General features: G+C 67.8%; 23 protein-coding genes and 1 tRNA gene. 16 read left to right on the forward strand and 8 right to left on the reverse strand.

Features of this window, described 5'->3' with window-relative positions; genetic code table 11:
- The first annotated feature begins 97 nt into the window (after window positions 1-97).
- The 4 genes from ACOZ4N_RS08655 to ACOZ4N_RS08670 are packed head-to-tail and all read left to right on the forward strand — an operon-like array spanning window position 98 to window position 3,489.
- The gene (locus ACOZ4N_RS08655; protein ID WP_424019528.1) at window positions 98-580 is read left to right on the forward strand and encodes a hypothetical protein; all 483 of its coding nucleotides are present in this window, start codon (window positions 98-100) and stop codon (window positions 578-580) included.
- A complete protein-coding gene (locus ACOZ4N_RS08660; protein ID WP_424019529.1) occupies window positions 577-2,445 on the forward strand; it encodes a hypothetical protein in 1,869 nt (622 codons plus the stop codon). The genes ACOZ4N_RS08655 and ACOZ4N_RS08660 overlap by 4 nt, the downstream gene beginning before the upstream one ends.
- Window positions 2,446-2,483: 38 nt before the next feature.
- Window positions 2,484-3,053, forward strand: coding sequence for a hypoxanthine/guanine phosphoribosyltransferase (hpt, locus tag ACOZ4N_RS08665; protein WP_424019530.1), 570 nt, complete (start codon window positions 2,484-2,486; stop codon window positions 3,051-3,053).
- A gap of 4 nt (window positions 3,054-3,057) precedes the next feature.
- Complete coding sequence (locus tag ACOZ4N_RS08670) at window positions 3,058-3,489, forward strand: hypothetical protein (RefSeq protein ID WP_424019531.1); 432 nt, start codon at window positions 3,058-3,060, stop codon at window positions 3,487-3,489.
- Window positions 3,490-3,526: 37 nt separating this feature from the next.
- Here ACOZ4N_RS08670 and ACOZ4N_RS08675 read toward each other — a convergent pair whose 3' ends face one another.
- The 4 genes from ACOZ4N_RS08675 to ACOZ4N_RS08690 form a co-directional block, all read right to left on the reverse strand.
- Window positions 3,527-3,898 (reverse strand): hypothetical protein, encoded by a 372-nt coding sequence (locus ACOZ4N_RS08675; protein ID WP_424019532.1) that lies wholly within the window; start codon window positions 3,896-3,898, stop codon window positions 3,527-3,529.
- A gap of 631 nt (window positions 3,899-4,529) precedes the next feature.
- Window positions 4,530-4,604, reverse strand: a tRNA-Met gene (locus tag ACOZ4N_RS08680).
- Window positions 4,605-4,673: 69 nt separating this feature from the next.
- Complete coding sequence (locus ACOZ4N_RS08685) at window positions 4,674-5,132, reverse strand: GtrA family protein (protein WP_424019533.1); 459 nt, start codon at window positions 5,130-5,132, stop codon at window positions 4,674-4,676.
- Window positions 5,129-5,893 carry a glycosyltransferase gene (locus ACOZ4N_RS08690; protein WP_424019534.1) on the reverse strand — a complete coding sequence of 255 codons (765 nt, stop codon included), beginning with the start codon at window positions 5,891-5,893 and terminating at the stop codon, window positions 5,129-5,131. Before ACOZ4N_RS08690 ends, ACOZ4N_RS08685 begins: the two co-directional genes overlap by 4 nt.
- Window positions 5,894-5,988: 95 nt before the next feature.
- Between ACOZ4N_RS08690 and ACOZ4N_RS08695 the strand changes: the two genes are divergently transcribed.
- Window positions 5,989-8,472 (forward strand): DUF2298 domain-containing protein, encoded by a 2,484-nt coding sequence (locus ACOZ4N_RS08695; RefSeq protein ID WP_424019535.1) that lies wholly within the window; start codon window positions 5,989-5,991, stop codon window positions 8,470-8,472.
- Here ACOZ4N_RS08695 and ACOZ4N_RS08700 read toward each other — a convergent pair.
- Complete coding sequence (locus ACOZ4N_RS08700; RefSeq protein WP_424019536.1) at window positions 8,469-8,723, reverse strand: HAH_0734 family protein; 255 nt, start codon at window positions 8,721-8,723, stop codon at window positions 8,469-8,471. The genes ACOZ4N_RS08695 and ACOZ4N_RS08700 overlap by 4 nt on opposite strands.
- 156 nt (window positions 8,724-8,879) lie before the next feature.
- Here ACOZ4N_RS08700 and ACOZ4N_RS08705 point away from each other — a divergent pair, with 156 nt between their 5' ends.
- From ACOZ4N_RS08705 to ACOZ4N_RS08735, 7 genes are all read left to right on the forward strand, one after another.
- Entirely contained in the window at window positions 8,880-9,164 is a 285-nt protein-coding gene (locus ACOZ4N_RS08705; protein WP_077205237.1) for a 50S ribosomal protein L44e, read from the forward strand.
- A 2-nt stretch (window positions 9,165-9,166) separates the two neighbouring features.
- A complete protein-coding gene (locus ACOZ4N_RS08710) occupies window positions 9,167-9,340 on the forward strand; it encodes a 30S ribosomal protein S27e (RefSeq protein WP_092693317.1) in 174 nt (57 codons plus the stop codon).
- Entirely contained in the window at window positions 9,341-10,141 is an 801-nt protein-coding gene (locus ACOZ4N_RS08715) for a translation initiation factor IF-2 subunit alpha (protein ID WP_424019537.1), read from the forward strand.
- Window positions 10,142-10,170: 29 nt separating this feature from the next.
- Window positions 10,171-10,353, forward strand: a complete 183-nt coding sequence (locus ACOZ4N_RS08720) for an RNA-protein complex protein Nop10 (protein WP_424019538.1) — start codon at window positions 10,171-10,173, stop codon at window positions 10,351-10,353.
- A gap of 5 nt (window positions 10,354-10,358) precedes the next feature.
- Window positions 10,359-11,117, forward strand: coding sequence for a proteasome assembly chaperone family protein (locus ACOZ4N_RS08725; protein ID WP_424019539.1), 759 nt, complete (start codon window positions 10,359-10,361; stop codon window positions 11,115-11,117).
- Between the two features lie 66 nt (window positions 11,118-11,183).
- Window positions 11,184-11,762: a J domain-containing protein gene (locus ACOZ4N_RS08730; protein WP_424019540.1), complete on the forward strand. Its 579-nt coding sequence runs from the start codon at window positions 11,184-11,186 to the stop codon at window positions 11,760-11,762.
- Between the two features lie 42 nt (window positions 11,763-11,804).
- Window positions 11,805-12,497 (forward strand): metallophosphoesterase, encoded by a 693-nt coding sequence (locus ACOZ4N_RS08735; RefSeq protein WP_424019541.1) that lies wholly within the window; start codon window positions 11,805-11,807, stop codon window positions 12,495-12,497.
- On the opposite strand, the gene ACOZ4N_RS08740 is transcribed toward ACOZ4N_RS08735, so the two are convergent.
- Window positions 12,489-13,742, reverse strand: coding sequence for an NAD(P)/FAD-dependent oxidoreductase (locus tag ACOZ4N_RS08740; RefSeq protein WP_424019542.1), 1,254 nt, complete (start codon window positions 13,740-13,742; stop codon window positions 12,489-12,491). The two genes, ACOZ4N_RS08735 and ACOZ4N_RS08740, sit on opposite strands and share 9 nt — an antisense overlap.
- An 89-nt stretch (window positions 13,743-13,831) precedes the next feature.
- On the opposite strand from ACOZ4N_RS08740, the gene ACOZ4N_RS08745 reads away from it, so the two are divergent.
- The 3 genes from ACOZ4N_RS08745 to ACOZ4N_RS08755 are packed head-to-tail and all read left to right on the forward strand — an operon-like array spanning window position 13,832 to window position 16,095.
- On the forward strand, window positions 13,832-14,152 hold the full coding sequence (locus ACOZ4N_RS08745; RefSeq protein ID WP_424019543.1) for a hypothetical protein: 321 nt from the start codon (window positions 13,832-13,834) through the stop codon (window positions 14,150-14,152).
- A 53-nt stretch (window positions 14,153-14,205) separates the two neighbouring features.
- Complete coding sequence (locus ACOZ4N_RS08750; protein ID WP_424019544.1) at window positions 14,206-15,396, forward strand: threonine synthase; 1,191 nt, start codon at window positions 14,206-14,208, stop codon at window positions 15,394-15,396.
- 3 nt (window positions 15,397-15,399) lie between these two features.
- Window positions 15,400-16,095 (forward strand): LysE family translocator, encoded by a 696-nt coding sequence (locus ACOZ4N_RS08755; RefSeq protein WP_424019545.1) that lies wholly within the window; start codon window positions 15,400-15,402, stop codon window positions 16,093-16,095.
- On the opposite strand, the gene ACOZ4N_RS08760 is transcribed toward ACOZ4N_RS08755, so the two are convergent.
- A complete protein-coding gene (locus ACOZ4N_RS08760; RefSeq protein ID WP_424019546.1) occupies window positions 16,092-16,823 on the reverse strand; it encodes an HD domain-containing protein in 732 nt (243 codons plus the stop codon). The two genes, ACOZ4N_RS08755 and ACOZ4N_RS08760, sit on opposite strands and share 4 nt — an antisense overlap.
- A gap of 230 nt (window positions 16,824-17,053) precedes the next feature.
- On the opposite strand from ACOZ4N_RS08760, the gene ACOZ4N_RS08765 reads away from it, so the two are divergent.
- The gene (locus ACOZ4N_RS08765) at window positions 17,054-17,785 is read left to right on the forward strand and encodes a GNAT family N-acetyltransferase (RefSeq protein ID WP_424019547.1); all 732 of its coding nucleotides are present in this window, start codon (window positions 17,054-17,056) and stop codon (window positions 17,783-17,785) included.
- On the opposite strand, the gene ACOZ4N_RS08770 is transcribed toward ACOZ4N_RS08765, so the two are convergent.
- Window positions 17,776-18,441, reverse strand: coding sequence for a DUF502 domain-containing protein (locus tag ACOZ4N_RS08770; protein WP_424019548.1), 666 nt, complete (start codon window positions 18,439-18,441; stop codon window positions 17,776-17,778). The genes ACOZ4N_RS08765 and ACOZ4N_RS08770 overlap by 10 nt on opposite strands.
- Between the last annotated feature and the right edge of the window lie 34 nt (window positions 18,442-18,475).

The following is an 18,475-nucleotide window of genomic DNA, read 5'->3' on the forward strand; positions in this document are numbered from 1 at the left end:
CGCGCACTTTTCGTTTTCTTCACGCCGACCAGCGACGGCCATCGACCAGTCACACCCGCGTCAGGTTTATGCCCCCGTTACACCAGTCACAGCATAGATGGATTTCGGCTCGTACGCGCCCGCCGTCGCGGCCGCGCTGATCCTCGTCGGGACGCTGGCGTCCGGCCCGTTCGCCCTGGCCGACCGCCCCGCCGAGCAGACCGGCGGTGTCGGGACGGGCTCGGTCACCGTCAGCGAGGTCCGACTGCCCGAGACGGCGACGCTCCAGCAGGGCCAGTTCGGGGAACAGAGCTACTCTCTGGAGGTTCCCGACGCGACCGTGATCTTCGAGCAGGTCGAGGGACGACCGATCCTGACCTACAAACTGGAGATCGACGGCCTGGAGTACAGCCGGGAGTCGGCGTTCTTCCTCGGGCCGGACACCGGCGACCGGATGCAACTCTCGCTCGAACGTGACCAGCTCGCCCCGGAGAAGGTGCAAAACGAGTCGTACGCGGGCGTGTTGCGCGTCGTCGACCGGACCGGCGAGGAATCACGGGTCGTCGCGGAGCGAAACGTGACAGTGCAGGTGCGGCGATGAGTACGCTCGACTCGGGGGTCACGGAGCGACTCGCCGCGCGGACCGAGGCCGTCCGGACGGGCGTGTGGCGAGTGCTGTTCGGTGATCGAGTCGGCCTCGCACTCTTTCTGTGCGGGCTCTGCTTTTTCGGTCTCTACTGGCGGATGGGGATCTACATCACCGACGGGAGCGCCATCGCGAACACGCTCGTCAACGTCGCCGAGGGCCGCGTCGTCCTGACCGAGGTCCCGTACGGGAGCGGGCTGGAGGCTCCGGGGACCTACATCGGGGACGACGGGCCGGTCGGCCGCAACTACGGGATCGTCGTCCTCGCGGTGCCGGTCCTCTACGCCCTGCAAGGACTCGGGGCGGTGCTGGATCTCGGTGTCGTCCTGATCGGCGTCTGGTCGCTGGCGCTCGTCGGGGCCGTCACGACCGTCGGGCGGCTGGTCGACCGGGAGTGGGTGGTCGTCGGCGGGAGCGCCGCGGCGGTGCTGGCCTTCCTCGCGAACGTCGCGTTCGCGACACCGGTCGCGCCGACGCTGTATCCCATCCTCGCGCTCCAGGTCGTGGGGATGGTCGCCGCCGCGCTCTCTGGCGTGTTCTGTTACCGTCTGGTGGCGTGTCTGCACGGGCGGCGGATCGGCGTCGCCGCCGGGGCGGCCGTGCTGGTGGCCACGCCGATCGCCTTCTGGGCGGCGCTGTTGAAACGACACTCCTTCACCGTGCTGTGCATCGCGGCGGCGCTGTACGCGCTGGCCCGCAGTCGCACCGCGAGCGAACCGGACGGGATTCGCCGGTTGCGGGCGCTGGCGTACGTCCCGGTTGCACTGCTGGCCTGGATTCACGCCGCCGAGGCACTGCTCCTGTTCGTCCCGCTCGTGGTCGTCGATTTCGCGACGGCCGACGCCAACGACCGGCGGACGCTCGCGGTGATCGCTGGCACCTTCGCGCTCTCGCTCGTCCCGTTTTTCGTCACGAACCTGCTGGTCGCGGGCAATCCCGTCGAACCGCCGCGGATGCTCCCGTCCTACGGCGCGATGGAAGGGCTCGACCTGAGTGGCGGTGGCGGTGGCGGAGGCGGACTCCTGACTGCGATCCCGCTCGTGGGCGGATTGCTACGGATCGTGATGCGGTTCGTCTCCCTGCTCTCGGAGGGTGCCGTCGTCGCGTTCACCGAACCTGGCCGGTGGTTCCGCACGTTCCTCCGTGGCGGGTACATCCCCGCAGTCGCCTCGGAGGACGGCTTCCAGGCCATCCGACTGACGGTCCTCGAATCCGCACCGCTCCTGGCCGGCCTCGCCGCCGCCCCGGTCGCGGCGAGCCTGTGGCTCCGGGACCGGGGTCGCGCCGCCCTCGGGTCACACCTCCAGTCGGCGGCCGGCGTCGTCGATACCGTCGCGCTCGGGTCGGGAGTGCTGTTCGTGTTCCTCTTTCTCCCCCGACTCCCGCTCCACGCACAGGTGACCGTCCGATACCTCCACCCGCTGTTCCTGCTGGGCGTGTACGGACTCGCCAGACTGCCGGCGGTCCGGTCCGCCGTGACGAATCACTGGCGGACGACCGGGCTTGGGTACGGTGGGACAGTGTTCATCGGGGGCCAGCTCGTCGTCATCGCGCTGACGGCCATCAAGCCCGGCCTCGGTGAGGCGGTCCAGTTCCACGCCCTGCTCGCGCTCGCGACCGCGACCGTCCTCGCAGTCTGGGCCGTCGCCCGAACGCTCTCCGATACCGTCTCCGAGCGCGCGGGCGCGGTCGTCCTCGGCGCGGCTGCCGGTGTCGGCACGATCTTCGTGTTGCTGTCGGGCATCGAGTACTTCGCGTACGCGGGGGAGTTCGCACTCCCGGTCGTCAGGTGGCTCTCGGCAGCACTGCCGCTCGCGTGACGGGCACCTTTTAGTCGTCGGGGGCAAACTCGCGCGACATGGATCGACTGCAGGAGTCACTTCGCGAGGCCCCGATCATCGAGAAGAACGGCTATCACTACTTCGTCCACCCGATCAGCGACGGCGTGCCGATGCTCAAACCCGAGTTGCTCCGGGAGATCGTCATCAAGATCATCCGCAAAGCCGAACTCGAAGACGTCGACAAGATCGTCACCCCCGCGGCCATGGGCATCCACATCTCCACGGCCGTCTCCCTGATGACCGACATCCCGCTGGTCGTCGTCCGCAAGCGCCAGTACGGCCTCGACGGAGAAGTCTCGCTCTCGCAGGTCACCGGCTACTCCGAGAGCGAGATGTACGTCAACGACGTGTACGAAGGGGACCGCGTCCTCCTGCTCGACGACGTACTCTCGACCGGCGGCACCCTCAAGGCGCTGACCGGCGCGCTCGAAGACATCGGCGCGGACGTGGTCGACGTGGTCGCCGTCATCAAGAAGGTCGGCGGCGAGAACAAGATCGAAGGCTCCGACTACGACGTGAAGACGCTCATCAACGTCGACGTGGTCGACGGCGAAGTGGTCGTCGTCGACGAGTTCGGCGACGACTGACGCGATGCGACTCGTCCTCGCGTTCGCCGCCCTGTTCGTCCTCGGTCTCGCCGGCACCGGCTACGTGATCGCCACCGCCCCCGAACAGGCCGCCGGCCCACAGACGCTGGAACTCACCGCCGTCGACCCGCCCGACGACGCCACGATCACCGCCTTCCAGAACCTCTCGGACGGCGACCGCCGACTCGTCAGCGATGCGCTCGACGCGAACGGGTCCACTCGGGTCGACCCCGACCAGCGTCCCAACGCGAGTTACGTCCGCTACGAGGGGTCGGTCTATCGCCTCCGCGTCGTCGTCGGTGACCCCGCAGAGGACAGGACGCTCGCACATCTGGTGGCTGTCGTCACCGGTGGTGCGGCGGCCGTCGTCGGCGCGATCGGCCTCGTCGGTGCGCTGTTCCGGGCGTGGCAACGGGAGCGCGAGTCGGCACGATAGATCCCGTGTCCGCCGTAGAATAGCGTTCGAGGGACGGTTATCGCAGGCCCCGACGCTGCCGCCGAAACGCCGGCACGGGCCGAACGAGTCCGAAGACGACCCGGTTGAGCGTGAACGCACTCACGACACCGAGAACGATCCACGGGACGACACCGAAAGTGAGAACGTCTGTCGCGATAGCGATGGGAAGAACCCACAGAAAGAGCATCCCGGTGCCGATCAGCAGCCACAACCCGCGACGACTCCGGTCCGCCACGAGGAAGATCGCGCCACTCGTCACTGCGACAGCGACTGCAATCGGCCAGCCACCCGGTCGACGTGTGGGGAACATCAGAAATGCGGAGATCAGGCTACAGAGCGCGACGAACAACTCCGTCCGAATCACCGTCGTTCCCTGTTCGCTCTCCATACGCGTCTCCGTCCTTCGCGACACGTAAATAAATCATCGCGGGGGGCAGATTTGAACCAGGCGAACCGCTCGGTGTGCTCACCGTTCTCTCGTTCAGACTGGGACGCATGTTCGTCGCTCACGGGTTGTGAGCGACAGAATATAGCGGGAGGTAGATTTGAACTACGCCCACGTCGGTCGCGTCGCTCCCTCGTGGTCTACTTCAAATCTACTCGGCCATGTTTGACGCTCCCGGGACTCGTCGCTTCGCTCCTCGTCGTTGGTCGCGTCAAAAAGTAGCGGGAGGTAGATTTGAACCGGAGCCACTTCGCTCCCGTCGGTCGCTCGTGGCAGGGTTCAAATCGACACAACTGATTCTCGCGACTCACGGATTTGTTCGTCGCGAGAATATCGGGAGGTAGATTTGAACTACGCGAAACGCTCGCACCGCTCGCGTTTCTCTCGTTCAAACTACAACGGTCTACATTCGTCGCTCACGGATTGTGAGCGACAGAATATAGCGGGAGGTAGATTTGAACCGGAGCCACTTCGCTCCCGTCGGTCGCTCGTGGCAGGGCTCAAATCTACTCTGCCATTTTTGACGCTCCCGGGACTCGTCGCTTCGCTCCTCGTCGTTGGTCGCGTCAAAAAGTAGCGGGAGGTAGATTTGAACTACCGATCTGCGGGTTATGAGCCCGCCGGAATCTCCTGGCTATCCCATCCCGCTACACCTTCGTAAACCCGACCGCCAATTAAGGGTTGTGATTCCGAAGCCGTCCGTCAATTTCTCCCGTGATCACTCCGCGTGAACACGCCACGTGAACAGGCTCTCGAACGCGTAGTTGACGAACATCGCGACCCCGACCGCGATCCACTTCGAGAACAGGTACCAGATGTCGTTCCCGAACAGCGTCACCGAGATTCCGGCGAACGTCACGAGTCCGTAGAAGATGCCGTACTGCACCGACGACCCGACCGACCGCACGGCGTGGGACTTCACCAGCCGCCGCAGCAGTTTTCCCGGTTCACCGACGCCCGCGAACGTCCAGCGCTCGTTGACCGCGAACATCACGAGAATCGCCGCCTCGATGCTCAGCAGGCCCGCGAGCCAGGGCTCGACGCCGACCAGTTCCGTCAGGGCCACGAGGGTGATCGTGTCGGCGATCAGACCCACGACCCCGACTGAGACGAACTGCCCGAATCGGACACCGGACAACAGCGAGTCCAGTTTGCGTGGGAGTTCCCGGTCACTCATCGTTTGTCGATCAGGGCCTCCTCGTCTTCCCGGCGGTCCGCGATGGCGGTGTGGAGTCGGCTGTTCCGGACCTGCTTGACCCGATGCCGGGCGGTGAACAGCGCCTTGGCCATCCGGATCGAGGTCCGGATCGGTTCGACGGTCGAGCCCGGCTGATCTTCCCAGGTGATCGGGACCTCCGCGATCCGCAGGTCGAACGCGGCCGCCATGGCGACGAGTTCGATGTCCCAGGCGAACCCCGCCTCGTAGAGGTGTTCCCGGATCCGTTCCCAGCCCGTCCTGGTGATCGCCTTCGCGCCGCACTGGTAGTCGTGGAGTTTCGCGTCGAGCAACCGACGGGCGAGCCAGACGAAGCCCTCGCCGAGCCACCGGCGGGCCGTCGTCTGGTGGTCCGATACGGTCGCGTCGGGGTGGCGTCGGGATCCGACAGAGAGGTCGGCCTCGCCCGAGAGAACGGGCTCGACGACGGCGGCCGCCGAGTCCGTCGTCGTACTCCCGTCGGCGTCGAGGAAGGCGAGCACGTCCGTCGACAGCGCCTCGAACCCGGCGGTGACCGCCGCCCCCTTCCCGCGGCGATAGGGGACGACCCCGAGCGAGGCTGGGAGGTCGCGGAGGCGGTCGAGCACCTGCTCGTCGGGGGCGTCGAGTTCGATGCGGATGGCCGCCGGGTCGAGTCGCCGGTCGATGGCCTCGACGTATGCCGACAGTCGCTCAACGTCCGGGCGGTAGGCGGGGACCACGACACCCAGGGACCGGCTCATCGTCTCCAGAATTCCGCGGGGTGAGTAAAAACGGTTCGTCTCGATACGGTGGCGAACAAGAAAAGGTATAGGCACGGGGGCGTCTCCCACAGGTGATGGAGTTCCTGCTCGTCGCCCTGTGGTTGGGAGTCTTCCTGGCCCTGCTTCTGGCCGGGCTCCCGCTGGCCGACGCGCTGTTCGGTCGCCTCGCCGACCGGGGTGTCGGCGTGGCCCTCGTCTGCTCGTTCACCGTCGTCTGGCTCGTGGCCTACTGGGTCGGTCGTGTCTCGCTCGATGCCGCACCGTTCGTCGCCGTCGCCGCCCTGCTCGCCCTCGCGGGCGGCCTCGTCGCCTGGCGCGGCGTCGAACTGGATCGCCGCGTCCTCGCCGAGACCGTCGGCGTGTTCACCCTCGCCTTCCTCTTTCTCGTCGCGATCCGGGCGGTCGACCCCGCCGTCCACCCGCCGGGCGGCGAGAAGTTCCTCGATTTCGGCCTGCTCCAGTCGCTCCTGCGAGCCGAGACGCTCCCGCCCGAGGACATGTGGTTCGCCGGCGAACCGGTGAGCTACTACTACGGCGGGCACCTGCTGGCCTCGTTGCTGGCCCGGCTCACCGCGACCGAGGCTCGCTTCGCCTACAACCTCGCCCTGGCGGGCTACTTCGCGGCGTTCGTCACCGCGGCCTACGGGCTCGCGGGGTCCGTCGCCGCCAGCCGGGACAGTCCGCGGTGGCTCGGCGGCGTCTTCGGTGCCTTCTTCGTCGGTATCGCGAGCAACCTCACGACCCCGCTCCGGCTGGTGGTCGGACTCGTCGACGGCTGGGCGGCGGCCCTGAGCGGACTGGGCGGCATCCTCGGCACCGTCCTGACCCCAGTCCGGCTCGTCTTCGCGGTCCTCGACGGGCTGATCGGCGCGCTGATCGAGATACTCGGCGTCGAGACGGACGGCCTCGCGAACGGGCTCGGGAAGTTCGACTACTGGGACGCCAGCCGCGTCATCGACGGGACGATCAACGAGTTCCCCCTGTTCGCCTGGCTCAACGGCGACCTCCACGCCCACATGATGGGGCCGCCGTTCCTCCTGCTGGCCGCGACGGTGTGTCTCGCGTACTACCTGACGCCGGCCGAAGCGGTCTGGCGACGGCGCGGACTCCTGTTCGGTGTGCTCCCGGCGCTGGCCGGCCTGCTGGCGGTCGTCAACACCTGGTCGTTCCCCAGCGTCGCCGGGCTGACGGTACTCACGGTGTTGTTCGCGCCCGCGTCCGCCCGGACGTTGTTGCCCGAACCGGTCGCCGAGTGGCTCGACACCGACGACTGGCGGCTGGACGAACTCCTGACGCTACTGATCGCCGCGGGGTCCGGGGCCGTCGTCGTGGTCGGCGGACTCCTCCTCTCGGCGCCGTTCTGGCTGATCGCGGCCAGCGGGCGTGAGATCGCACTGTTCCCGCCCCGGAGCGGTCTCGGCGCGCTCGTGCTGGTTCACGGCACGTTCCTGCCGGTGTTCGTCCCCTACCTGCTCCGGCACGCGCTCCCGCGGCTCCGGGACGGCTGGCGCACGGCCGCGATGCTCGCCGTCGTCGCCGTGATCGCGGTCCTGAGCCAGGCGTCCGCGGTCGTCCTCTTCCTCCCGCTGGTCGGCGTCGGCTGGGCGTTGCTCCGCTGGCGGGACCTGCCCGGCGGCGTCGGCACGCGGATGGGGGACCGGCTTCGATCCGACCGGGCGGACGCCGAGACTGCCGTGAGCGCCGACGGTGGCGACGGGGACGCCGGCACAGGGGGCGACGAATCGGCTGACGCGGACGGACGCTCGCTCCCGCTCCCCGGCTTCGAGACGGTGTTGCTCGTCGCCGGCGCGGGACTGGTCCTGCTCGTCGAGTTCGTCTACGTCAAAGAGCAGGCCGGCCCCGGCCGCATGAACACGGTGTTCAAGACCTACGCGCAGGTCTGGGCGCTGTGGGCGGTCGCGGCCGGCGCGGCGCTGGCGCATCTGGTCTGGCGACACCGGCCGGGACTCGCACTCAGCGGTGGCCGCTGGCGACCCGCCCTGCAGGTGTTCGCCGCACTCCTGATCGCGGGCACGTCGGTGTACGGCGGCCTCGCGCTGACCAGCCACTTCGCCAGCGACTCGGTGTACGCCCAGACCGACGACCCGACGCTGGACGCGACGGCGTTCGTCGAGCGCGTCCACCCGAAGGAGGCCGCCGCGATCCGCTGGATCGACAGGCTGGACGGTCGACCGACGATCACCACCGCACCCGGGAGTTACGTCTGGGACGGCGAGCGCAACGGCGGGTCCAGCGCGCCGTCGAGTCTGACCGGCGTGCCGACGGTTCTGGGCTGGCACCACGAGATTGGCTACCGCGGGCAGGAAGCGTACGACCGCCGGGCCGCAGATCTCACGACGATCTACACGGGCGACCCCAACGAGAGCGCGGCCCTGCTGAAAGCGTACGACGTGCGGTACGTCTACGTCGGGCCGGCAGAACGGGCGACCTACGGGACCTCGCTGGAGGGGATCACCGTCGACGAGGTCGACGGCGTGACGGTCGCGAAACAGTGGGACGCGGTGACTATCTACGAAGTCGAGCAGTCGAGGCTCTAGGTCGCGGACTCGACGACGGTGACGGCTTCGGCGTCGGCCGACATCGTGTCGAGGTGGTTGGGGATGTACCGGCGGTACTGGTAGTCCTCGCGTTCGTCCTCGGAGCCGACGGTACACCACAACTGGACCCGGTCGGGGCCGTGCCAGTCGCCCTGCCGTGCGACGGCGAAACAGACGTACTCCTCGCCGTCGTACTCGATGACGGCGTTTTTCCGGATACCGGGGTCCCCGTTGATGATGAGCTGTTTCATGCTCGCCGGTTGGCCCGAATCGCTGTTAAGCGCTTCGATGCCGAGAAAACGGGCGGTGGACGGGTCGCACACGCTCACCAGCGCGGCCGATTGCGGATACCGAAACCAAACGGGTTTTAACGGGCACTGTCTAACCACGGGACAAGGTAGATATCTATGGAGATGCCACGCCGATTTAACACGTACTGCCCGCACTGCAACGAACACCACGAAGTGGAGGTCGAAAAGGTCCGCTCGGGGCGTTCCTCGGGCATGAAGAAGGTCAACGACCGCCAGCGCAAGCGACGCGGCACCGGGATCGGGAACAAGGGTAAGTTCTCGAAGGTGCCCGGTGGGGACAAGCCCACCAAGAAGACCGACCTCAAGTACCGCTGCTCGGAGTGTGGCAAGGCCCACCTCCGCGAGGGATGGCGTGCCGGCCGACTCGAATTCCAGGAGTAACAATGGCAGGAAACTTCTACAGCGTCGCGTGTCCGGACTGTGAGAACGAACAGATCGTCTTCGGCAAGGCCGCCACGGAGGTCGCCTGCGCGGTGTGTGGCCACCAGCTCGCGACCCCGACCGGTGGCGAGGCGGCCATCGAGGGCGAAATCACCGACACCGTCGAGGCGCGATAGATGAAATACAGTGGCTGGCCCGACCCCGGCGAACTCGTCGTCGGCCGGATCGACGAGATCGAGGACTTCGGCGTGTTCGTCGACATGCTGGAGTACGAGGACAAGCGCGGGCTGTGTCACATCTCCGAGGTCGCCTCCGGCTGGATCAAGAACGTCCGCGACCACGTCAACGAGGGCCAGACGGTCGTCGCCAAAGTGCTGGAAGTCGACGAGGAGTCCCAGCAGGTCGACCTCTCGATCAAGGACGTCAACGACCACCAGCGCAAAGAGAAGATCCAGGAGTGGAAAAACGAGCAGAAGGCCGACAACTGGATGGAACTGGCCTTCGGCGAGGACCTGGACGACGAGACCTACGCCGCCATCGCCAACGAGTTCCTCGCGGAGTTCGGCTCGATGTACGACGGCTTCGAGCAGGCGGCCATCCACGGCCAGGAAGCCCTCGACGACACCGACCTCGACGACGAGGAGGTCGAGCAGATCGTCGAGACCGCCCGCGAGAACGTCTCGGTGCCCTACGTCAACGTCACCGGCTACGTGGACCTCTCGGTCCCGACGGCCGACGGCGTCGACGTGATCAAGGAGGCCCTGCAGGCCGCCGAGGGCAACGGAGAGATCCCCGAGGAAGTGGAACTCGAAGTCACCTACGTCGGCTCGCCGGAGTACCGCATCCGCGTCCGCGCGCCCGATTACAAGACCGCCGAGTCCCACCTCGAACAGAGCGCCGACCGCGCCAGCGCGGTCGTCGCCGACCACGGCGGCACGGGCGAGTACCACCGCGAACGCAACACCGACGAGGAGTAACCGACCGTTCCGGCCACGCCGCTTTTGTCATGAAATCGGATATCCGCGTCTGTTCGGCCTGGGAGTCGGCCCACGAGCGACCGGTGTACACGCTGGCGGGGACCTGTCCGGAGTGTGGGGCCGCGGCGGAGAACAGCGCCCCGGCGCCGTTCGATCCAACTGACAGGTACGGTGAATATCGACGCGCTATTAAGCGCCGGAACCGCCAGTAGCGGGTATGGACGAGTTCGAAATCGAGACGCTCGCGGACCCGGAGCTGACGGACCCAGTGCTCGTGGAGGGACTGCCGGGCGTGGGTCACGTGGGGAAACTCGCCGCCGAGCACCTGCTCGAAGAACTGGACGGCGAGGAAGTGCGCCGCCTCTACTCACAGCACTTCCCGCCGCAGGTCAGCATCGACGACGGGCGCTCGGAACTCGCCGGCGCCGCCTTCCACGCGGTCGAGACCGAACAGGGGCAGGACCTGCTCGTGTTGACCGGTGACCACCAGGCACAGGACAACCAGGGCCACTACCGCCTGACCGACCGGATTCTCGACGTGGCCGACGAGTTCGGCGTCGAGCGCGTGTTCGCCCTGGGGGGCGTTCCGACGGGCGAACTCATCGAGGAGTACGACGTACTCGGGGCCGCGACCGACGAGGGGTTCGTCGAGGACCTCGAGGCGGCGGACGTGGAGTTCCGCGAGGACGAACCGGCCGGCGGGATCGTCGGCGTCTCGGGCCTCCTGCTGGGCCTGGGCGAGCGCCGCGGTTTCGAGGCGGCCTGCCTGATGGGCGAGACCAGCGGCTATCTCGTCGACCCCAAGAGCGCGCAGGCGGTCCTCACGGTCCTCGAAGATCTGGTCGGCTTCGAGGTCGACTTCGGCTCGCTCGAAGACCGGGCCGAGGAGATGGAGGAGGTCGTCCGGAAGATCCAGGAGATGGAGAGCAGTGCGGCGGCGGGGCCAGCCGACGAGGACCTGCGCTACATCGGCTGACGGCTCCGAGGGGTTCTTTAGCGATGATCCCCTAACGTGTTCGTGTATCCGGAGGTGTTCGAGGGTTTGCCACAGTGGCTCATCGACGGGGCGTTGCTCGGGCTCGCGCTCAGCGCCGTAATCGCTGCCGTGTTCTACGTGGGGGTCACCAGATTTCCCGGCCGCGGTGCGGTCGACGGCCGCGAACCGAGCGGCGAATCACACCGCCGTGACGAGATCCGCACCTATCTCGACGCTATCGGCGAACAGTACGCCGAGCGCCACTTCGTCGAAGGGCAACACGTCGCCTTCTACCTGCCCAAACGCGACGTGGCGATCACCTTCGACGCCCGGGCGTACTACCGCATCGAACGCTCGGATACGTTTCCTGTCCTCGTCGAACACGAGTTACCGGGTATCGCGCTCGGCGCACGACTCCCCTTCGAGACGCCCGAGATCAGCTTCGACGACGAGTCCGACGGTGAACTCGACCCGCGCGAGGCCGCCCACGCCGTCCTCGGCCTGCCGGTCGGGGCCGGCCTCGACGACATCAAGCGCGCCTACCGCGAGAAGGTCAAGGAGGTCCACCCGGACCACGGCGGCGACGAGGACGAGTTCAAACGCGTCCGCGAGGCCTACACCACGGCCAAACAACACGCCAGCTAACGGCAGGCATTTACACCACAGAACCCGACGGGGAGTGTGGACGTGACCTACCGAGACCGGGCCGCCCTGCTCGGCGACGTACTGGTCTGTGCCGACCTCCACGTCGGGAAGGCCGCCGCGGCGAACGTCTCGCTCCCCCTCGGCGAGCGCGACCACCTCGTCGACCGCGTGGCCGCACTCTGTGACCGATACGACCCGGAGACGGTCGTGTTCGCCGGCGACCTGCTCCACTCGTTCGACCGGGTCGCCTCGGCCGCCGAGGAGACCGTCACCGCGCTGGAGACGACGGTGCGGGACACGGGCGCGACGCCGCTCGTCACGCCGGGCAACCACGACGCGATGCTCGACGTGGTCTGGTCCGGCCCGACCGCCCACGAGTTCGAGATCGGGACCGACGAGGGGCGGGCCGTCGTCTGTCACGGACACCTCGAACCCGAGACCGATGCCGATCTGTACGTCGTCGGCCACGACCACCCCACCATCACCATCGAGGGGCAGAAGTGGCACTGCTATCTCTACGGCCGCGAAGTCTACGAGGGAGCGGACCTGCTCGTCCTCCCCGCCTTCTCCCACCTGATCGAGGGCGTCTCGATCAACCGGCGCTACGGCGGCACCGCCACGACGAACTCGCCCCTGATCGGCGACCTCGACCAGTTCCGACCCATCGTCTGGGACGACGAGCGCGAGGAGATCCGGGAGTTCCCGCCCCTCGGCGAGTTCCGCGACCTACTCTAACTTCCGGGCGGCGACCCGCCCGCTCTCCAGTGCACCCTGGATCGCCGACCAGCGGGTGTAATCGCCCGCGAGGACGACGGGGCCCTCGGGCGCGTCGACCGCGGGGAGGTCGGCACGGAATCCGGGGGGCTGGGTGAACTGCGCCACGTCGATCCGGTCGGTCCGGAGGAGTTCGAGGGCGTCGAACTGGCGTTCGGGATACCACTGGCCCAGTACCTCGCGGCCGCGGGCCTGGAGTTCCGCGTCGCTCTCGTCGCGCTCGCCCAGCCAGGTCGCACTCACCAGCGTCCGGTCGTCGGGCGCGTACTCGGGCGCGACCGCCGAGAGCGGCGCGATCTGGTTGGGTTCCGCGTCGCGGGCGTTCAGGACGATCTTCTTGCCGGTCTCCAGTTCGACGTGGCCGGGGAGGCCGTAGTACTGGGTGACACAGCCGCTGGTCTCGGTCGGGACCGACACGTCAGTCAGCTCGGCCGCAGTCGGCGGGTCCGTCGCGACGACCGCCCCGTCGGCGCTGATCGTCTCCCCGTCGGTCTCGACGGTGACGCCACCCTCGCTGGCGTCGAGGTCCGTCACCGTGGTCCCGAGTTCGATGTCGGCACCGGCCGCGCGGGCGCGGTCGGCGAGTTGCTCGCTGATCGCCCCCATTCCGTCGGCGGGAACGGCGGTCTCGCCCTCTGAAAGCATCTTGAACGTGTAGCGGAACACGCCGGCGTCGGTCGACAGCGAGCGGTCCAGCGTGATCCCGCCGTAAAATGGTGCGGCGAAGTTCTCGACGAACTTCTCGGAGAAGCCCCTGTCTTCCAGATACGCCCGCACGTCCTGGCGCTCGTCGGGATCGAACAGCGTCCCAACGTCGGCGGCCTTCAGCTCGCGCTGGAGTGTGAACAGTCTGAGCTTGTCGCCCAGGGTCACGTCGGTGTTGAACAGCGTGTCAGAGAGGTCGCCCGGACTGGAGAGGGGGTCGGCCAGCACGGACCGGCGACCGGGGTTGGCGATGGTCGCGCCGGCAGAGAAGTAGCGCAGATCGAGGGCGTCGTAGTCCAGTTCCCGCCTGGCCGCGGGGTAGGCGGTAAAGAGGACCTGGAAGCCGCGGTCGAAGACGAACCCGTCCTCGCGGGTCGAGCGGACCCGGCCGCCCACCGCGTCGCGCCGTTCCAGCACCGTCACGTCCCTGCCCGCGTCGGCGAGGTGGCGGGCCGCGACCAGTCCAGCCAGTCCGCCACCGACGACCACGGCGTCTGTCATGACCGGGGGAAGGGGCGGCGACCACTAAAAGCCCGCGCGGTCGGTCGCGAGGGCAACGGTTATTCAGACGCCGTGACAAGTCCGGGTCGATGTGCCCTGAAGCGTCCTCCGGTTCGGGTGGGAGTGCGACCAGACGGCCGCTACTCGCGTCGAACGCCGCGTTCGGTGCGATCCTGACGGTCGCCACGCTCGTCGTGCTCTACAGCCTCCTCGTCGTCCAGCAACCGCTCCTCGGCGGACTCGTCGCCTCGTGGGTGATCGGCCTCTACGTCGTCTGGCGGTTCGTCAGGTGGTTCACGTCCGCCTACGAGCGCCGGACGGCGGCGATGGAGTCGATGGCCGACTCGATGGATCGGATGGCCGACGGCCGGACGGGGCCGGCGTTCAACGGCGACGATCACGACCGCTGACCGCCCGGGAGCGAACGGACAGGGCTTAGTCCGTCGCGCCCCGAACGGCGGACATGACCCGCAATTCGGCCGTTCGGGACCTCACCTGCCGAGCGTGTGGCGACTCGTTCGACCCCGCCGAGACGACCGGCCCGTGTCCGTCGTGTGACGGCCACCTGACCGTCTCATACGACCTCGACGCGGTGGATTTCACCCCCGAGACCGCCACCGACCGCCGGTACGAGGGGATCGCCCGCTACGCCGAGTTGCTCCCCTTCACCGCCGAGACGCTCGTGACGATGGACGAGGGCGCGACGCCGCTGGTCGCCTGCCCCGACCTGGCCGACGAGTGGGGCGTCGGCGAGGTCTACGTCAAAGACGAGGGGCGGAATCCGACGGGCAGCGTCGCGGACCGCGGGATGGCCGTCGCGGTGACCGCGGCCGTCGAGGCCGGCGCTGAGGACGTGGCCCTGCCCACGACGGGCATCGAAGGGCAGGCCGCGGCCGCCTACGCCGCCCGCGCCGGACTGGACTCGCATTCGTTCGTCCCCTCGCGGGCGACCTTCGACGCCAAGGCGATGATCAACGTCCACGGCGGCGACATGGAGGTCGTCGGCGGCCGCTACGGCGACGCCGTCGATTCGTTCCGCGAGACCGTCGCCGAGGAGGGCTGGCACTCGCTGTCCCCCTTCGGGACACCCTACCGCCGGGAGGGCCAGAAGACGCTGGCCTACGAACTCGTCGAACAACTCGACTGGGCAGCGCCGGACGCGGTGGTCTACCCGACCGGCGAGGGCGTCGGTCTCGTCGGCGCACACGCCGGGGCGCAGGAACTGGCAGAGCTGGGGATCGTCGAGGACACACCAGCGATGTACGCCGCACAGGCAGATGGCTGTGCGCCCGTCGTCGAGGCGTTCGAGGCCGGCGACGAGGACACCGAAGTCTGGGAGCGGCCGGACACGATCTGTGGCGGCATCGAGATACCCGACCCCGCGGGCGGGGCCGACGTACTCGCGGCGATCCGGGAGAGCGACGGCGGTGCGGTCGCCACCGAGGACCGCGAGGCCCTCGAAGGCGCGGTGAGCATCGCCCAGTCCGAGGGCGTCGAGATCGGTGCGTCGGCGGGCGTCGCGGCCAGCGGCGCGGCGGCGCTGGCCGACCGGGGCGAGTTCGGCCCCGACGACACCGTCGTGCTGGTCAACACGCTCCCGGGCAACGCGGAAGCGGACATCCTCCGGAACCACCTGGTGAGCAAGGGCATTTGAGGCATGGCGGCCAGCCCCGTCGCGTCGCTCGGTGCCGGCGTTCTGTTCGGTCTGGCGCTGGCGGCACCGCCCGGGCCGATGAACGCCGTCATCGCCGAGGAGAGCGTCCTCCGTGGCTGGCTGGCGGGTTTCACCGCCGGCCTCGGTGCGATGACCGCCGACGCCTGCTTCTTCGCGCTCGCGCTGGCCGGCGTCGTCACGGTCGTCCAGAACGCCCCGACCCTGCGAGCGGCGATGATCCTCGCCGGTGGCGGACTGATGCTGTACTTCGCGGTCGGGGCCGCGACGAGCGCGCAGGCGGCCCTGAGCGTCGACTCGGGGGGCGAGACGACCGACGGCGGGATGGGCCGCGGGTTCCGGAAGGCGTTCGTGCTGGCGCTGACCAACCCCTACCAGATCGCGTTCTGGCTGACCGTCGGCGTGGGCCTGCTCGAACCCGGCACCGTGGACGTCCTCGAAAAGACGCCCTACGTCGGCGCGGAACTGGCGGGGCTGGTCGTCGTCCGGACCGGAAGCCCGCTCCTGCTCGCGGGACTGTTCGGCGGTATCGTCTGCTGGATCGTCGGCTTTCCCGCGGCGCTACGTGCGGCTGGGCGACGGGTCGACCGACTCACGCCGCTGGTCGCCGGCGGGAGCGCGGTGGTGCTGGCCGGCTTCGGCCTCCTGTTCGTGGCCGACGGCCTCGGCGCGCTCCTCTAGTCGTCGATCTCGTCGTCGAGTTCCTTCTCCATGCCGGGGCTCAACTCGGCGTCGGAGTCGCCCATCATGGCCACCTCGGATTCGAGCCACTCCTTGAACCACTTGACGCGTTTGAGCCGCTGGTGGACGACGCTCTCGGCCGTGTCGCTCTCGACGCGCTCGGCGGCGTCGCGGCCGCGTTCGAGGACGCGCCCGACCATCTCCGCGGCGTCCATGTGCGTGCGGGACTCGTAGCCCATCCGCAACAGCATCAGCGCCGTGCCGTTCGCGCCGACCTTGTCGAGCAGGTCGGCCTCGATGAGACACTGGGTCTCCAGCGACAGGTCCGAGAGCGGCCCCTGGTATGAGTGGTCCTCGACCGCGGTACACACCTCGTCGACGAACGACTGCGGGTAGTCGCAGTGGGTGGTCAGGTACTCGCGAGCGATGCGAGCGCCCTCCTCAGCGTGGACGTCCTGGTCGGCTTCGAGCTTGGCGATGTCGTGAAAGAGGGCCGCGACGCGCGTCACGTCGACGTTCGCGCCCTCCTCGCGCGCGATGTCGGTCGCCAGCTCGACCACGTTCATGATGTGGTTGAACCGATAGGCCGCCGAGTGCCAGGGATACCACCGCATCCGCCCGCCTTCGTCCTCGTTGACCACGCTCGCTTCGAGGTAGTCGTGGACGAAGACCTGCATCGCCTCGAATTCCGCGTCCGAGACGGGCGACTCCCGTATTTCAACACCCACGGGACCACCTCCGGACGTGACGTTCGCTGTTCATCTTACGGATATAAAAGCGAGTGCGGGTCTTTAGCGTTACGACACCTTGAAATCTACCACACCCCCGAATTCGAGCCCCGCATCCCGGTTCCGGCGCGACGGCACGGACCCCGAGCGGTCCGCTCCGGGTCGTGAGCCCACGCCACACCGAGACGCTGTGACATGGATTTATGAGAGCCACCGCCGTACTGTAACATATGGAAGTCAGAGCGGCAACTCCTGACGATCAGCAAGCGATTATGGAGATCGCCGAACGGTCGCTGCAAGCGTCCTACACCCTCAGTCCCGGGACCATCGAGGGGACGGTCCACCAGTGGTACGACGACGAGGAGTACGCGGAGAAGGTGGACCGCGAGGACATGCTCTTCTTGCTGGCCGAATACGACGGCGAGCCGGTCGCGTTCACCGAGACCGTGATCCACGACGACGAGACCGGCGCGGACCTGCTGTGGCTCCACGTCCACCCGGACTACCGTGGCGAGGGGATCGGCTCGGATCTGTTCGACGCCGTCCGCGACCGCCTCCGCGAGCAGGGCATCACCCAGCTCCGCGGGCGCGTCCTCTCGATGAACGAAGTCGGCAACACCTTCTACAAACAGCGCGGCTTCGAGAAAGTCGGCGAGGGGGAAGTCGAGATCGACGGCAGTCCCTACACCGAGGCGCTCTACCTCGAAGCCGAACCGGAGGGACTGGAGCCGCGCACGACCGACGAGGGCCAGACGGTGTACATCGACCACGACGACGTGGACAAGGGCTCGGCCGGGCCCTTCCACGTCGTCTACACCGACGAGACCCGCGAGGAGAAGTACGGCTACCACTGCGGGAAGTGCGACTCGCTGGCCAACGCGATGGACGCCATGGGCCGCATCGAGTGCGGTGAGTGTGGCAACAGCCGCAAACCCACGCGCTGGGACGCGGCCTACATGTAGTCAGACCGGGGCAGGTCCGCCTCGGCTCGCAATTCGGCCATCTCCTCGTCGCTTTCGGCGATTCCGGTCGTCACGAGCAACCGAACCCCGCGACGGACGCTGATGTCGAGTTCGTGAATTTCGTCCTCGGGCACCATGAGAAAGTGCCCGCCCGTGGGGTTCGGGCTGTTCGGCAGGAAGACGTTGTACAACTGCTCGCCGGCCGCGCTCGCGGCTTCTTCGGGGCCGTCACCCGTGACGAACCCGATACTGTAGACCCCGTCGCGCGGATACTCGACCATGACGACGCGCTTGTAGCGGTTCGAGCCCTCTGTCAGCGCGTTCGCGACCTGCCTGACACTGGAGTAGACGATGCTGACCAGCGGGACGACGCCGATTCCGCGGTCGATCCAGGCGAACACGCGCTGGCCGATCCGGCCCTGCGCGAGATAGCCCAGCAGAACGACGATGCCCGCGATCAGCAGCAGTGCCAGCACCTGCGCGACCGCCTCGATGTTGGCCGTGTACTGGGTCAGCCGCGTCCCCTGCACGACCGGGTCGATCAGCGTCGTCACCCAGCCGACCAGGAACTGCATCGCGACGACGGTCACGACCAGCGGTGCCAGCAGCGCCAGTCCCGCGATGAAACTGTTCCGGAGTACCTGTCGGACTCGCATGCCCGACAGTATCCCCGGGCCGACAAAAGAACCC

It is taken from the genome of Halorientalis pallida (assembly GCF_049605515.1).
Taxonomy (GTDB): Archaea; Halobacteriota; Halobacteria; order Halobacteriales; family Haloarculaceae; genus Halorientalis; species Halorientalis pallida_A.